Source organism: Rhodoferax sp. WC2427, from assembly GCF_040822085.1.
Classification (GTDB): domain Bacteria; phylum Pseudomonadota; class Gammaproteobacteria; order Burkholderiales; family Burkholderiaceae_C; genus Rhodoferax_B.
Map to the genome: position 1 here is coordinate 491,533 of NZ_CP162006.1, position 13,933 is coordinate 505,465.

Annotated in this window: 16 protein-coding genes; 3 read left to right on the plus strand and 13 right to left on the minus strand. The window is 62.7% G+C overall.

The features are described 5' to 3' along the window. Positions 1 to 17: 17 nt before the first annotated feature. The 4 genes from flgE to flgB are packed head-to-tail and all read right to left on the minus strand — an operon-like array spanning position 18 to position 2,807. Positions 18 to 1,241 carry a flagellar hook protein FlgE gene (gene flgE / locus AB3G31_RS02340; protein WP_367848629.1) on the minus strand — a complete coding sequence of 408 codons (1,224 nt, stop codon included), beginning with the start codon at positions 1,239 to 1,241 and terminating at the stop codon, positions 18 to 20. A 39-nt stretch (positions 1,242 to 1,280) separates the two neighbouring features. Beyond that, a complete protein-coding gene (locus AB3G31_RS02345; RefSeq protein ID WP_367848630.1) occupies positions 1,281 to 1,934 on the minus strand; it encodes a flagellar hook assembly protein FlgD in 654 nt (217 codons plus the stop codon). 43 nt (positions 1,935 to 1,977) lie between these two features. Beyond that, the gene (gene flgC / locus AB3G31_RS02350) at positions 1,978 to 2,382 is read right to left on the minus strand and encodes a flagellar basal body rod protein FlgC (RefSeq protein WP_367848631.1); all 405 of its coding nucleotides are present in this window, start codon (positions 2,380 to 2,382) and stop codon (positions 1,978 to 1,980) included. An 11-nt stretch (positions 2,383 to 2,393) separates the two neighbouring features. After that, positions 2,394 to 2,807 (minus strand): flagellar basal body rod protein FlgB, encoded by a 414-nt coding sequence (gene flgB / locus AB3G31_RS02355; protein ID WP_367848632.1) that lies wholly within the window; start codon positions 2,805 to 2,807, stop codon positions 2,394 to 2,396. A 181-nt stretch (positions 2,808 to 2,988) separates the two neighbouring features. Between flgB and flgA the strand changes: the two genes are divergently transcribed. The 3 genes from flgA to AB3G31_RS02370 all read left to right on the plus strand — a co-directional run bounded on the left by flgA (position 2,989) and on the right by AB3G31_RS02370 (position 4,557). Continuing rightward, the gene (gene flgA, locus AB3G31_RS02360; protein ID WP_367848633.1) at positions 2,989 to 3,696 is read left to right on the plus strand and encodes a flagellar basal body P-ring formation chaperone FlgA; all 708 of its coding nucleotides are present in this window, start codon (positions 2,989 to 2,991) and stop codon (positions 3,694 to 3,696) included. A gap of 95 nt (positions 3,697 to 3,791) precedes the next feature. Then, complete coding sequence (gene flgM, locus AB3G31_RS02365; protein ID WP_367848634.1) at positions 3,792 to 4,115, plus strand: flagellar biosynthesis anti-sigma factor FlgM; 324 nt, start codon at positions 3,792 to 3,794, stop codon at positions 4,113 to 4,115. A gap of 49 nt (positions 4,116 to 4,164) precedes the next feature. Next, a complete protein-coding gene (locus tag AB3G31_RS02370) occupies positions 4,165 to 4,557 on the plus strand; it encodes a hypothetical protein (RefSeq protein ID WP_367848635.1) in 393 nt (130 codons plus the stop codon). A gap of 104 nt (positions 4,558 to 4,661) precedes the next feature. On the opposite strand, the gene AB3G31_RS02375 is transcribed toward AB3G31_RS02370, so the two are convergent. The 9 genes from AB3G31_RS02375 to motA form a co-directional block, all read right to left on the minus strand. Then, positions 4,662 to 5,378 carry an RNA polymerase sigma factor FliA gene (locus AB3G31_RS02375; RefSeq protein ID WP_367848636.1) on the minus strand — a complete coding sequence of 239 codons (717 nt, stop codon included), beginning with the start codon at positions 5,376 to 5,378 and terminating at the stop codon, positions 4,662 to 4,664. Next, complete coding sequence (locus AB3G31_RS02380; protein ID WP_367848637.1) at positions 5,378 to 6,139, minus strand: hypothetical protein; 762 nt, start codon at positions 6,137 to 6,139, stop codon at positions 5,378 to 5,380. Before AB3G31_RS02380 ends, AB3G31_RS02375 begins: the two co-directional genes overlap by 1 nt. Then, positions 6,132 to 7,544 carry a flagellar biosynthesis protein FlhF gene (gene flhF, locus AB3G31_RS02385; RefSeq protein WP_367848638.1) on the minus strand — a complete coding sequence of 471 codons (1,413 nt, stop codon included), beginning with the start codon at positions 7,542 to 7,544 and terminating at the stop codon, positions 6,132 to 6,134. The genes AB3G31_RS02380 and flhF overlap by 8 nt, the downstream gene beginning before the upstream one ends. Beyond that, positions 7,541 to 9,622 carry a flagellar biosynthesis protein FlhA gene (flhA, locus tag AB3G31_RS02390; RefSeq protein WP_367848639.1) on the minus strand — a complete coding sequence of 694 codons (2,082 nt, stop codon included), beginning with the start codon at positions 9,620 to 9,622 and terminating at the stop codon, positions 7,541 to 7,543. The genes flhF and flhA overlap by 4 nt, the downstream gene beginning before the upstream one ends. Then, a complete protein-coding gene (locus tag AB3G31_RS02395) occupies positions 9,619 to 10,776 on the minus strand; it encodes a flagellar biosynthesis protein FlhB (protein WP_367848640.1) in 1,158 nt (385 codons plus the stop codon). Before AB3G31_RS02395 ends, flhA begins: the two co-directional genes overlap by 4 nt. 81 nt (positions 10,777 to 10,857) lie before the next feature. Continuing rightward, complete coding sequence (locus AB3G31_RS02400; protein ID WP_367848641.1) at positions 10,858 to 11,478, minus strand: protein phosphatase CheZ; 621 nt, start codon at positions 11,476 to 11,478, stop codon at positions 10,858 to 10,860. After that, entirely contained in the window at positions 11,475 to 11,873 is a 399-nt protein-coding gene (cheY, locus tag AB3G31_RS02405; RefSeq protein WP_367848642.1) for a chemotaxis response regulator CheY, read from the minus strand. Before cheY ends, AB3G31_RS02400 begins: the two co-directional genes overlap by 4 nt. 60 nt (positions 11,874 to 11,933) lie before the next feature. Further along, entirely contained in the window at positions 11,934 to 12,896 is a 963-nt protein-coding gene (motB, locus tag AB3G31_RS02410) for a flagellar motor protein MotB (protein WP_367848643.1), read from the minus strand. Positions 12,897 to 12,913: 17 nt separating this feature from the next. After that, complete coding sequence (gene motA / locus AB3G31_RS02415) at positions 12,914 to 13,774, minus strand: flagellar motor stator protein MotA (protein WP_367848644.1); 861 nt, start codon at positions 13,772 to 13,774, stop codon at positions 12,914 to 12,916. Between the last annotated feature and the right edge of the window lie 159 nt (positions 13,775 to 13,933).

The window sequence follows — 13,933 nt, forward strand, 5'->3', positions numbered from 1 at the left end:
GGCGGCGGCCTAGGGGGTTAGCGCAGGTTGACCAGGGTGGACATCACCTGGTCTTGGGTTTTGATGGTCTGGGCATTGGCCTGGTAGGCGCGCTGGGCAGTCATCATGTTGACCAGTTCCTTGGTCAGGTCGACGTTGGAGTCTTCCAGCGAGCCCGAGCGCAGCCCGCCCAGGTTGCCGGTGCCGGGCACCCCTTTGGCCGACGGGTCGCCGCTGGACGGGGTCGATAGCCAGTAGTTGCCGCCGATCGGGGCCAGGCCCTGCACGTTGGTAAAGGTGGCCAGCTGGATCTGCCCGGCAGCCAGGGATTTGCCGTTGGAATAGGTGCCCTGGATGATGCCGGTTTCGTCGATGGTGATGGCCGTCAGGGTGCCGGGTGCCTGGCCGTCCTGGGTGGCTTTGGCAATGGAGAACTTGGCGCCGTACTGGGTGGCATCCTTGACGTTCAACGCCACCGTGAAGTTGCTGGCCGGGTTGGTGGGCGAGGGCAGGCTCAATGAGCCGATGGTGGCGTTGGCCGTGCCACCCGTGCCGGTGAAGGTCAGGCCGGTGGTGGTCAGGGCGGGGGTGCCGCCGTTGACGCTGGAGTAGACATCCCAGGTGTTGAGCGCTGTTTTGGTGAAGTAAATGCTCACCGGTACGGGCACGCCCTGGCCGTCGTAGGCGGTGATGGACGTGCCATAGGTGGCCAGTGGCGGCACCAGCCCTGCGGGGGCGACCCCGGTGGCCACCACGGCCTCGGCATCCAGGTTGAAGCTCAGGTCCATTTTGCTGGTCTGGATGGCTGCAATTTCGCCGCCTGCGGGCAGGGTCAGCGCGCCGACCGCGCCGCCGGTGGGGATCGAGCCATCGGCCGCGGCAGTAATGCCCATCAGGTGGGCTCCGGTATTGGTGATGAGCTCGCCTTCCTTGTTCAGCTTGAAGGCCCCGTCGCGGCTGTAGGCCAGGTTGCCATTGGGCAGCTCGACCTGGAAGAAGCCGTTGCCGTTGATGGCCACGTCCAGCGCGTTGCCGGTGATGCTGATGTTGCCCTGGGTGAACTGCTGCGACACGGTCTGCACTTCCACCCCGATGCCCTGGCTGATGCCGCCCGAGCTGCCCAGCGACGATGCGTACAGCTCGGCAAACTCGGCCCGCGAGGCCTTCATGCCGGTGGTGTTGGCATTGGCAATGTTGTGGCCGATCACGTCCAGATTTTGGCTGGAGGCGTTCAGACCGGAAAGACCTTGTTGAAAGCTCATGGAGGGCTCCTAAAAAACGGATGGCGGGTGCGGTGGGGCTTACAAAATGGCTTTGACGGTGCTGTAGGCCACCGAGGCGCCGTTTTGCAACTGCAGATTGAGGACGTTGTTCTCGTTGCTGACCGACACCACCTTGTTGCGCTCCAGTGCGGTGGTGGTCACGGCGGTGGCACCCTTGGTGGCGATCACCTTGAAGCTTAGGTCGCCCGAGTTGGTGTACTTGGACGCATCCCAGGTGACAGCCTGGCGACCGGCTTCCAGCGCGCCCAGGTCTTGCGTGCCCAGCAAGGTGCCACCGGCGGTGCGGATCTCGACCTTCACCGCATCGGCAGCGCTGCTCAGGTCAAACGCGCCCTTGCCCACACCGTCGGTGATGCTGAGGGTATTGCCCTCGGTCAGCACGTCGTGGCCAATGGTGGCGCTGCCTTGCAGCGACTGCAGGGCGGCGATCTGGGTGGCCATGCTCTTCATGGTGTCGTTCAGCGTCTGGATGCCCGAGACCGTGTTGATCTGCGCCAGCTGGCTGGTCATCTGCGCGTTGTCCATCGGGTTCATCGGGTCTTGGTTGTTCAGCTGGGCGACCAGCAACTTCAGGAACCGGTCTTGCGAGGCTTCTGCGCTCGTGCTGTTGGTCGTGCTGGTGCCCGCCAGCGAGCTGCTGGCGGCGTTGAGGGCGGTGACATCCAAGGCCATGGCGTGCTTTCAGGTGGTGGGGACGTTCAAATGTCCTGTGGGTTCATTGGCCCATTTGCAGCGTTTTCAGCAGCAGGGTCTTGGCGGTGTTCATCACTTCTACGTTGTTCTGGTAGGAGCGGGAGGCGGAAATCATGTTCACCATTTCATCCACCGCGTTGACGTTGGAATGGGTCACATAGCCGTCGGCATCGGCCGACGGGCTGGTGGGGTCGAGCACTTTGCGGCCCGGTTGCTGGCTTTCGGTGATCTCTTTCACCCGCACCCCGGCGGCGCTTTCGGCCCCCAGCAGCGTGGTCTGGAACACCACCTGGCGGGCCTTGTAGGCCTGGCCATCGGGCCCGGCCACGGCATCCACGTTGGCCAGGTTGCTGGCCACCACGTTCAGGCGCTGCGACTGGGCGCTGATGGCGCTGCCGGACACCCCGAAGATCGAAAACATGGACATGGTGTGCTTCCTTATTGGCCCGTAATGGCGCTGAGCATGGTTTTGGCCGTGCCATTGATGAAGCGCAGGGTGGCCTCGTAGCGCACCGCGTTGTCGACAAAGTTGGCCCGCTCTCGGTCCAGGTCCACCGTGTTGTTGTCCATATTGGGCTGGCTTTGCACGCTGTAGCCGCGCTTTTGGGCGTTGCCCAGGCTGCCGCCTTCCAGGTCGGGCAAATTCATGTGCCGGTTGTCGGTCTTGTTGCCGACGATCAGGCCTTGGCTGGCGGTGGCGGCGCTCATGGCTTCCTTGAAGTTGAAGTCGCGCGCCACGTAGCCAGGGGTGTCCACGTTGGCAATATTGCTGGCGATGGTGCGCTGGCGTTCTGCGCGCAGCACCAGGGCCTTGCTCTGAAAGTCCACAGCACCGACCATTTTGTCCAACATGCAACACCCCGCTTGGTAATCAAATGCGAAACCTCCGGTGCCATCCCGGATCTCGCTTTGGCAAATTATGGAAAAACTGAAGCTTTTTGAGCCCCGGAAGAACAGGGTGATTGCGGCGCAGTTCGCGGCTTTGCCTGGGGCCCTCCGGCTTTAGTCTTCCGGGTAGGAAATTGGAGGTCTTATGCCGCTCTTGCTACGAACCATGGTTTGCGCCGCCGTTGTGCTGTGCGCAACAGGTGCGCGTGCCCAGGCCGAGGCCGATATGGTCGGCACCAGCCAGCGCTGGCTGGAATCGGCCATGGTGCAGGTGCCGCCGGTCAATGGCCAGGCGCTGCGCATGGAGGTCTCGGTGGGGGCGCTGGACCCGCGCTTGCAGCTGGCGCCCTGCGCCAAGGTGGAGCCGTACATGCCACCGGGCACCCGCTTGTGGGGCAAAAGCCGCCTGGGCCTGCGCTGCCTGGCCGGTGCCACGCGTTGGAATGTGTTCATTCCGGTCACGGTCAAGGCCATGGGCCGGGCCTGGGTGGCCAAGACCAATGTGGTGGCCGGCAGCGTGCTGACCGCCGCCGATGCCATGGAGGCCGAAGTTGACTGGGCCGATGACGCCTCGCCAGTGGTAGCCAACCCCGAGCAGTGGATGGGCCAGGTGGCCGCCCGCTCCTGGGTCGCAGGGCAAACCGTGCGCCAGGCCATGGTCAAACCAGCCCAGGTGTTCCAGGCAGGCACCCAGATCCGGGTGTTGGCCCAGGGCACGGGCTTCCAGGTCCTGTCTGACGGGCAGGCCGTCACCTCCGGCGTGGTGGGCCAGCCCGCCAAGGTGCGCCTGGACAGCGGTCGGGTGATGTCCGGTGTGGTGCAAGACGCACGCACCATCCTGGTTGAGATGTAACAGCTGGTTTTTTAGCCATATAACATTTAAGAAAATGCCAAAGCTGCCGAAACCATTGCTACGATGCCTTAACGTCAAGGCTGCTGGAGAGCATGATGAAAATTGGACAAGGGATAGATACCACGGCCGCGCTGAATGCCGCTGTGCTCAAGAAAGCCGATCAGGACAAGGAAGCTGCGCCCGCTGGTATGGCGCAGAAGGGTGCGCGCGCCATTCCAGCCGCCGGGGCGCAGGTGTCTGTTTCCACACTGGCGCGCACGCTGGAGCAAAACGACCGGGCCGTCGGTTCCGACTTCGACAGCAAGAAAGTAGCCGACATCAAGGCTGCCATCAAGAACGGCACGTTCAAGATCAACCCCGAAGCGATTGCCGACAAGATGCTCGACAACGCACAAGAATTGCTCAGCGTCACCCGGTAATCGGCGTTTTCTCTCTCCATCCGTCCGTTCCCGCACCGGAGCAGTTCGCATGACGGCCCGCCCAGCCAATCACAGCCTGGAAGCCAGCCTGCAGCGCGTGGAACAACTCCTCGAAGAAGTGTCTGTGGCCCTGATTGCGGGCGAACCTGTTGTTTTAGAGGCCGCCAGCACCGCGCTGCGCCAGGCCATGGCCGATATGGCGGTGTGGGGCCGCACCCCCGGCGGCATGCAGTCGCTGGACGCGGGCATGCGCCGCCGGCTGGAAAAAGTCTCCTTGACCCTGTCCCAACAACGCGCCAACCTGGCCCGCCGCGCCGTGGTGGTCGACCGGGCCCTGGCTACCGTTTTGCCCCAGGCCCAGCAACCGGGCACGTACTCGGGTGGCAAAGCCGGGACATACCGGGGCGGTGCGGCGCGCATTTACGCGTCGGTGGCGAGCTAAAAATCCAATTTTAGGCCTTTTTTAAGGCATCAAATCGACTGCTCACGCTACAGCCATAAGCGTGAGCAGCTATCAAAATCTACTTCAAATACGATAGCGGCCCGCTAGTGGCTCCGCATTTTGGCCCGCAGGCGGGCAATCGACTGGCTGTGCAACTGGCAGACGCGCGATTCGGTGATCTCCAGTACTGCCGCAATCTCTTTGAGGTTCATGTCGTTTTCGTAGTACATGCTCATGATGTACTGCTCGCGGTCGGGCAGGGTCTTGATGGCCTCGACCAGCGACGCGCGCAGGCGGTGGTCGCGCAGCAGGTTCACCGGGTCGGCAGCATCATCGGCTACGTGCCGGTCCAGAAAGCCCGCGCCTTCTTCCGAGTTGCCATTCATGTCTTCCAGGTACACCAGCTGCGTGCCGCGGACCTTGCCGAGCAGTTCCTGGTAGTCGGGCAGGGTCATCTCCAGCTCGGTGGCGATCTCGGACTCCAGCGGGCTGCGGCCCAGCTTCTGCTCCAGCCGCTGCACGGCGCGCTCGATCTCTTTCTGGCTCTTGCGCGAGCCGCGTGACATCCAGTCGCCCTCGCGCAGCTCGTCGATCATGGCCCCGCGGATACGCTGGGTGGCAAAGGTCTCGAACTGCACGCCCTGGGCCACCTCGTAGCGGGTGAGCGCCTCGGACAGGCCGATCATGCCCACCTGGATCAGGTCGTCCAGCTCGATGTTCGGCGGCAGCTTGGCGATCATGTGGTGCGCCAGGCGACGTACCAAGGGCACATACTGGCGCAGCATGTGCTCGCGGTCCATATGGCCTTTGGCGGTGTACATCAGCGGCTTCCCACCCCATGGGCCATCGGGATGGCACTGGCCATCAGGCGCAGCGCGATCTGGTGTGCGTCATCCCAGCGCGCGTGCTGCTGCGGGAACGAGCGTACGGTCATGAAATCGGTTTGGCAGTCCAGGTGCAGGTGCGCGCAGTTTTGCAGCGCCCGACCGGTGGATTTGGCCAGCAGCTCGGCGTTCTTGAAGGGCGCGGTGACGACCGAGGCAATCAGCGGCACCAACCGGGCCTGTAGCAGCAGTTTCTTGAAGTTTTGGTAGGCCCCGATGATGGAGGCGCGCCGCGGCGTGACGGCCAACAGAGGGCGCACCTGGCTGCCCGGCATCAAGGTGGCCAGCAGCTGGGCATCGGCATACACCACGACCAGGTCGCAGCTGCGGAACAGGTGGCTGAGGGCTTGGAGTGGTGGGGGTGACATGGGGGAATCCTGGCGGGTCTGCAGTGCCAGACGGCTCAGCCCCAAACGGGCGGGCACGATGTGCCACGGGGGCGCGTCAAGGTCTGCATCTTCCAGCCAGTGTGCGTGGTCCAGCAGGTTCTGTAAACCTGGATTGTCTTCCGTTTCTGCCGAGCTTGCGTCCAATACGGTGATGCGCAGGCTAAAACTTTGCAAGGCCGCGCAGATCTGCCAGAGCAGCGGCAACTCGGTGGCAGTGTCGCCCCGGGTCACCATGGCGATCACGCTCCAGGCGGCTTGCGGCGCGATGCGGCGCAGGCTTTCGCCTTGGTCGACGCTGGTGTCAAGCATGCGCCCGTTCCTGGCGGCTGGAATCCATCGGTGCCGGGGTGAAGAAGAAGTTCAGATCGGCGGCCTTGGGGTCGAATGCCGACTTGGTGGTGGAGCGCATCGAGGCACGCACCAGCTTCTTGGCATCGGCCGGTTCCCAGTCTTCGGGTACGCGCTGGCCGTTGCACACACCGCGCAGCACCAGCTGGTGGCGGATGATGGCGTCCAGCGCCGGGCCCAGCTTGGCCGCTTCGTCGATTTTGGACAGGATGGCCTGTTGCACGCCCCGGGTCTTGAACGAGGTGAGCACTTCGTCCATGGTGTCGCCGTGGCTGCCTGCATTGAGCACCAGCAGGCGGTTCACGCCGGGCAGGTCCAGCACGTCCATCATGTCGCGCTTGCGCGGGTCTTTGGGGGCGATGCCGGTGGTATCAATCAGCACCATGCGTTTGTTGCCCAGCAGACCCAGCAGGTCTTGCAAGGCCGCGCGGTCGTGGGCCAGGTGGGCTACCACGCCCAGCATGCGGCCAAAGGCGCGCAGTTGCTCGTGGGCGGCAACCCGGTAGGTGTCCAGTGTGATCAGTCCCACGCTGTTGGGGCCATGTACCCGGGCGCAGTGCGCAGCCAGCTTGGCCGCGGTCGTGGTTTTGCCTACGCCGGTGGCACCCACCAAGGCAAATACGCCGCCTTGCTCAAAGATCGGCTTGCTACCGGCATCGGTGCGCAGGTTTTGCTCTAGCACGCCCATCAGCCAGCGGATGGCCTCGGCGGGCGTGGCATCTTCGGGCAGGCGTTCCATGACGGCGCGGGCCAGGTCGGGCGAGTACCCGGCGCGGATCAGCTTGAGCATCAGGTTGGACTGGATCGGGTCCTGCTTGGTCTTGCCCAGCCAGGCCATGGTGTTGAAGCGCTCTTCAATCATGTCCTTCATGGCCTGCAGTTCGTCCACGATGCCCTTGGAGTTGATGGTGGCGGCTGCCGGGGCGGGCTTGGGGCGGGCGACAGGTGGCGCAAACGGCACTGCGTGCACCACGGGCTTGGCGCGCTGTGGGGCCTGGGGCATGGGCGCGGCCTGCACCGAAGTTTTGGCTGGGAAGATCTCGTCGCGCAGGTCGGGGCTGCTTTCGTGGCGGCGGCGCAGCATGCGTTCACGCACGTAGTCCTGGAACGACAGCGTGCTCATGGCCAGTTGCTCGGTGTCTTCCTCCACCGGGATCTGCGCCATGGCGATGGTGGCCGCCGACGCAGGTGCCGGTGCCACGCTGGGCCGGTCCAGCGACGACAGCGAATCTTCCGCGGTGGCCACCACTTCCACGCCGTTGGGCGTGGGGCGGTTGGACAGAATCAGCGTCCCTTCACCAAAGACCGCACGGGCCTTGGCCAAAGCTTCGCGGGACGTGGCAGCGTGAAAGCGTTGGATGTTCATGTCAGTGCACCTTTGAGGATAGGGCCAATGCGGATGGTGTGGGTTTCAGGTATTTCGCTGTGCGCCAGCACCTGCAGCCGGGGGGCTACGCGGCGCACCAGCCGGGAAATGGCGTTGCGGATCTGGTCGGGCACCAACAGGCAGGCCGGCACGCCCAGCTCTTCCTGTTGCAGGGCCACGTCGGCCACGTTGCGGGTCAGCAGTTCGGCCACGCCGGGGTCCAGTGCCGGACCTGCGGCATTGCCCAGGGCTTGCACCAGCATGCGCTCCAGGCTGGGCTCGATGGCAATCACGTTGAGTTCGCGGGTGGGGCCGTAGATTTGCTGCACGATGGCCGGGGCCAGGGCGATGCGCACCCGGCGGGCCAGGTCGGCGGGGTCGGTGGTGGCCACGGCGTGCTCGGCCAGGCATTCGACGATGGTGCGGATATCGCGGATGTGCACAGACTCTTCCAGCAAGAGCTGCAAGACTTTCTGGAACGTGGCGATAGACACCATTTTGGGAACCACTTCTTCAATCAGTTTGGGGGCCAGTTTGCTGACATGCTCCACCAGTTGCTGTGTCTCGGTACGGCTCAGTAAGCGGGCCGCCTGCACTTGCATCAAGTGTGACAAATGTGTGGCCATCACGGTTTCCGAATCAACCACGGTAAAACCTGCCATTTGTGCCGCTTCCTTCTGGCGTTCATCGATCCAGTGGGCGGGCAGGCCAAAGGCCGGGTCGGTGGTGGCCGTGCCGATCAACGGGGTGGTGATGCCGCCCGGGTTGATAGCCAGGTACATGCCCGGGAAGGCCTCGCCTTCGCCCACCACCACGCCGCGCAGGGTGATGCGGTAGCCGCTGGGCTTGAGTTCCAGGTTGTCGCGCACGTGCACCGGTGGGGGTAGAAAGCCCACTTCCTGGGCAAATTTTCGGCGTACGCCCTTGATGCGGGTCAGCAGGTCGCCAGGGCGGGATTTGTCCACCAGGGTGATGAGGCGGTAGCCCAGTTCCAGACCCAAAAGGTCAACAGGCTGCAGGTCGTCCCACGTGGCTTCGCCGTCGGTCGGGGGTGGGCCGACGACCAGGGTGGGGTCTTGCGGCACGGGCCGCTGCGCGATGGCCCACGCGCCGTAAGCCAGTACTGCCGCCATCGACAGGAACACCACGTGCGGCATGTTGGGGATGATGCCCATGACCGCCATGATGCCCGCCGTGATACCCAGCACTTTGGGCGAGTCAAACAGCTGGCCGATGATCTGCTTGCCAATGTCGTCGTCCTTGCCCACACGCGACACCACCATGGCGGCCGCAATGGAGATCAGCAGGCCGGGGATCTGCGCCACCAGCGCATCGCCTACCGCCAGCAGGATATAGGTGTCAGCCGCTTTGGCCGCGGTCAGGTCGTGCTGCAGCACGCCGATGGTGAAGCCGCCCACGATGTTGATCAGCAGGATCAGGATGCCGGCAATCGCGTCGCCGCGCACAAACTTGGAGGCACCGTCCATGGAGCCGAAGAAGTCGGCTTCTTCGCCCACTTCGGCGCGGCGGCGCTTGGCTTCTTTTTCGTTGATCAGGCCGGCGTTCAGGTCGGCATCCACCGCCATTTGCTTGCCGGGCATGGCGTCCAGGGTGAAGCGGGCCGACACCTCGGCAATCCGCTCGGAGCCCTTGGTCACCACCACGAAGTTGATGACCACCAGGATCGCGAACACGATCAGGCCGACTGCGAAGTTGCCACCGATCAGGAAGTGGCCAAAGGCCTCGATCACCGCTCCCGCGGCCCCTGCGCCGGTGTGGCCTTCGAGCAGCACGACGCGGGTGGAAGCCACGTTGAGCGACAGGCGCATCAGCGTGGTGAGCAGCAATACCGATGGAAAAGCGGCAAAGTCCAGCGGACGCACCATGTAGGCGGCCACCATCATCACCATCAGCGCCACGGCGATATTGATGGTGAAAAACGTGTCCAGCAGCCACGCGGGCATGGGCAAGACCATCATGGCCAGGATGATCACCACCATCACGGGGGCCGAGACACCTTGCAGCAGCTTGCGGTTGGTGTTGAACCACTGCTGTGCGGATTTGAGCTGGGGGTTCATGGGGTCGCCTCAGCCAGGATGGTGTTGCTCAGCGGGTCCAGTTCGGGCGGAACATCGGGCTGCGGGAAGCTGTCGGGCATCTGGCCCTCGCCGCGCATGGCGGCTTTCACGCGGTACACATAGGCCAGCACCTGGGCCACGGCGGTGTAGAGGGCCGACGGGATTTCGCCATTGATCTCGGCGTGTGCGTACAAGGCGCGCGCCAGCATGGGCGACTGGAATACCGGGATGGCGTGGCTTTTGGCCACGTCGCGGATCTTCATGGCCACCAGGTCGGCACCCTTGGCGATGACCTGCGGGGCGCGCATGGTTTTTTCGTCGTACTTGAGGGCCACGGCGAAGTGGGTGGGGTTCATCAGCACAAAGTCGGCCTTGGGCACGGCGGCCACGCTGGTGCGCTGGGCAATCTCGCGGGCCCGGGCGCGCATCTGGCCCTTCATCTGGGGGTTGCCGTCGGATTCCTTGTGCTCCTGCTTCACCTCCTGGTGCGACATTTTCAGACGCGACTTCATCAGAAAGGTTTGCAGCGGCACGTCGATGGCCGCCACGGCAAATACCACCAGCAGCAACAGGCTCATGCCCGAGGTGATCCAGTTCGCCACGTGCTGGATGGAGGCTGCGGAGGGCTGCAGCACCAGCTGCGCGACCGACTGCAGGCTGTTGGACAAATAGGTCCAGGCCACCGCGATCAGTACGGTGGTGATGACCAGCAATTTGAGGATGTCGGTGGCTTGCTCTTTGGAAAACAGGCGGCCGAACCCCGAGATGGGATTGATGCGGCTGAAGTCCGGCATGATGGGTTTCAGGCTGGCCACCCAGCCGCCCGATGCCACCGCACTACCGATGGCCGCGGCCAACACGATCGCCGCGAACACGCTGCTGGCCACCATGCCGACCAGCACGACGTCCTGCAACCGGTCCAGCATGCTGCCGTTTTGCGCCAACGTGGCCGCATCAAACGACAGCTGCTGGCCCAGAACCCGCTTGAAGTGCTCTAAAAAAGAGGGGGCCAGCACCAGCACCGCAACGGAGCCCGTACCCAACACCGCCAGATGGGACAAGTCCTTGGAGCGAGAGGCCTGCCCATCCTTGCGCGCTTGGTCGAGCTTGCGCTGGGTGGCGGGTAGGTCTTTGTCTTGGCTGGATGATTCCATGGCAATGGGGTTTTAGGAATCCCCATTGTCGGCACCGAGCCGCTGCGCTAAAGCCTGATAAACAGGCTTTAGCGTGGCTTATTAAAAGCCTAGGCTGGCGAGCAAATCATCCACTTGCGACTGGTCCGTCACCACATCGGTGCGGTTTGAAGCGTCGACCACCGGGCCTGCCAGTCCTTCCAGGACTTTGGGCTGGATCGGCGAAGGACTGGGCGCGGTCTGGATCAGCAGCTCGATCAGCTGCTTTTCGATCGTCGACGTCAGGTTCACTACCCGCGCAATCACCTGGCCGGTCAGGTCGTGGAAATCCTGCGCCATCATGATTTCGGTCAGGTGCATGTCGATTTCTTTGCTGGCGCGCTCGACGTCGGCCACAAAGTTGTACACCGCGCCGGTGGCGACGGCAGCCACCGGGTCCTTGACGATGAACGCGGCCAGCTTGCTGGTTTCCGCGGCAATGAAGTCGTGCTGGATTTTGGCCAGGTCGACCCGGCTGAGCACCTTTTCAGCCGCTTCGCCGGTCAGGCGAGCGATGTAGGTCAGGCGGCTTTGTGCGTCGGGTAGCTCTTCGGCGCTGCCCTTGAGTTTGTCGGTATAACCCAACTCGTTGAGCGAATTGTGCAGTTGGCGTGTCAGCATGCCCAACTTCTGGTGCACCGCTGGCTGCAACTCTCCATCGGCGGGTAGGGCAGCGGCGGTCATGCTGGAATCAGCCCGTTCTTTTTGAGAATGTGCGTCAGCTTTTCTTCCAGCGTGGCCTTGGTAAACGGCTTCACGATATACCCGGCAGCGCCACCTTGGGCGGCGGCCACGATATCTTCCTTGCGGGCTTCGGCGGTCACCATCAGCACCGGCAGGTGCTTCAGCTTTTCGTCGCCCTTGATTTCGGCCAGCAACTGGAAGCCGTTCATGTTGGGCATGTTGATATCGCTCACCACGAAATCAAAATGCACGCCACTGCGCAGCTTTTGCAGGGCGGCCAGACCGTCTTCGGCTTCATCCGCATCGGGATAACCGCTTTCTTTGAGCAGGTTACGCACGATGCGGCGCATGGTGGAGAAGTCATCCACGATTAAAAAACGCAGGTCATTTGCCACGGGTGACCCTTTCGATGAAGGTTGCAGGAATAGAGCGCATTTTGAAGGTTCTCGGCGATATCATGGTTTGGGTACACCCCGTGCGGGCGTTGGAACGGCAGTCTGCTCGGGTTCCGGCGCTGTTTCATTTGTTACAGAAGATGCTATTGTGGCATTGCCCATCAGCCGCGCCTCCGCTTCTCTGGTCATGATCGTAATGCTGATGCGCCGATTCACCGGGGCGACCGGTGTTTTGGGGTCCAGCAGGCTGCTGGCTGCCAGGCCCACCACGCGGGCCATTTTTTCATCGGGCATGCCGGCTGCCACCAATTCGCGGCGCGAAGCATTGGCCCGGTCCGCGGATAGTTCCCAGTTGCTGTAGCCCCGCTCACCATTGCCATAGGGCGTGCTGTCGGTATGCCCAGCCAGGCTGATGCGGTTTTCGACCCCGTTCAGGGCCTCGCCGATCGCCCGCAAAATATCGCGCATATAGGGTTTGACCAGGGCGCTGCCGCTGTCGAACATGGGGCGGTTTTGCTCGTCCACAATCTGGATCTGCAATCCGTCGGGGGTGGTTTCCATGCGGATCTGCGAGCGGAATTCAGCGAGTTTCGGGTTGTTGGTGATCAATGCGTCGATCTTGTCGCGCAAATTCTTGATGCGCGAAGCATCCTGCTTGGCAATTTCGGCCTTGGCTGCGGCTTCGTCCATCTTCTTTTTGACCGGGTCATCGCCCGTGCCGCGGGTGCCTTGCCCGGCCGTCTTGGTCAGGTCGGAGCCGCCGCCCGACAAAATGCTGTTACTCGCCCCCGCGCCGCTGCCGCCTTGCATGGCCACCTTGAGCGGGGTGTTGAAGAAATCGGACAGGCCTTTTTTGTCGCCTTCCGATGTGGAGCCCAGCAGCCACATCAGCAAAAAGAAGGCCATCATGGCCGTTACAAAGTCGGCGTAGGCGATCTTCCAGGCACCACCATGCACGGCGTGGCCACCTTTTTTGATCTTCTTGACGATGATCGGTTGGAGCTTTTTGCCTTCCGTCGCCATATCAGTCTGCTAAAGAATTACTTCTTGCCACGCACATGGCCTTCCAGTTCTGCAAAGCTGGGTCGGTCGCCCGAGAACAGCACCTTGCGGCCAAACTCGATGGCGGTGGCCGGGTTGTAGCCCTGCATGCTGGCCAGGAGCGTGGTTTTCATGCACTGCAGTTCCTTGGCACTGTCTTCGGTTTTTTGCTCCAGCAGGCCGCCCAGCGGCTCCACCACGCCATAGGCCAGCAAAATCCCCAGGAAGGTTCCCACCAGCGCCGACGCAATCATGCCGCCCAGCACCGATGGTGGCTGTCCCACAGAGCCCATGGTGTTCACCACCCCCAACACCGCAGCCACAATCCCGAAGGCGGGCAGCGCGCCGGCCAGCCGGGCGATGGCCGCAATCGGGGCGTGGGCTTCAGCGTGGTGGGTGTCGATCTCGCTGTCCATCAGCGACTCGATTTCGTGGGCGTTCAGGTTGCCCGACACCATCATGCGCAGATAGTCGGTCATGAACTCCACCACATGGTGGTCGCTGCCCACCGTGGCGTACTTTTTGAAGATTTCGGAGTTCTCGGGCGACTCCACGTCGCCTTCGATCGCCATCAGGCCTTCCTTGCGGGCTTTTTGCAGAATGTCATACATCAGCGACAGCAACTCCATGTAGCGCGTCTTGGTGTATTTGGAGCCTTTGAGCGCCTGCGGCAGCAGGGCCATGGTGGCTTTGAGCACTTTGGGCTGGTTGTTCACCGCAAACGCGCCCAGCGCACCGCCGAAGATGGTGATCAGCTCAAACGGCAGGGCGTGCAAGATCACTGAAATGTTGCCACCGTGGAAGATGTAAACACCAAAGATGCAACCCATGGAGACGGCATAGCCGATGAGAACAATCATGTTTGGATGGTGGCAGTCGTTAACGGGGGAGTTATGGCGGTGGGCGCGGCTTGGCGCTGGTACGCTGTGTGTAAATGTATCGGATTTATGGGCGCGTGCACCAGAAGAAGAGGCCCAAAACGACAGCTAATCGGGCTTTGTGGTTGCCGAGTCGTCGTT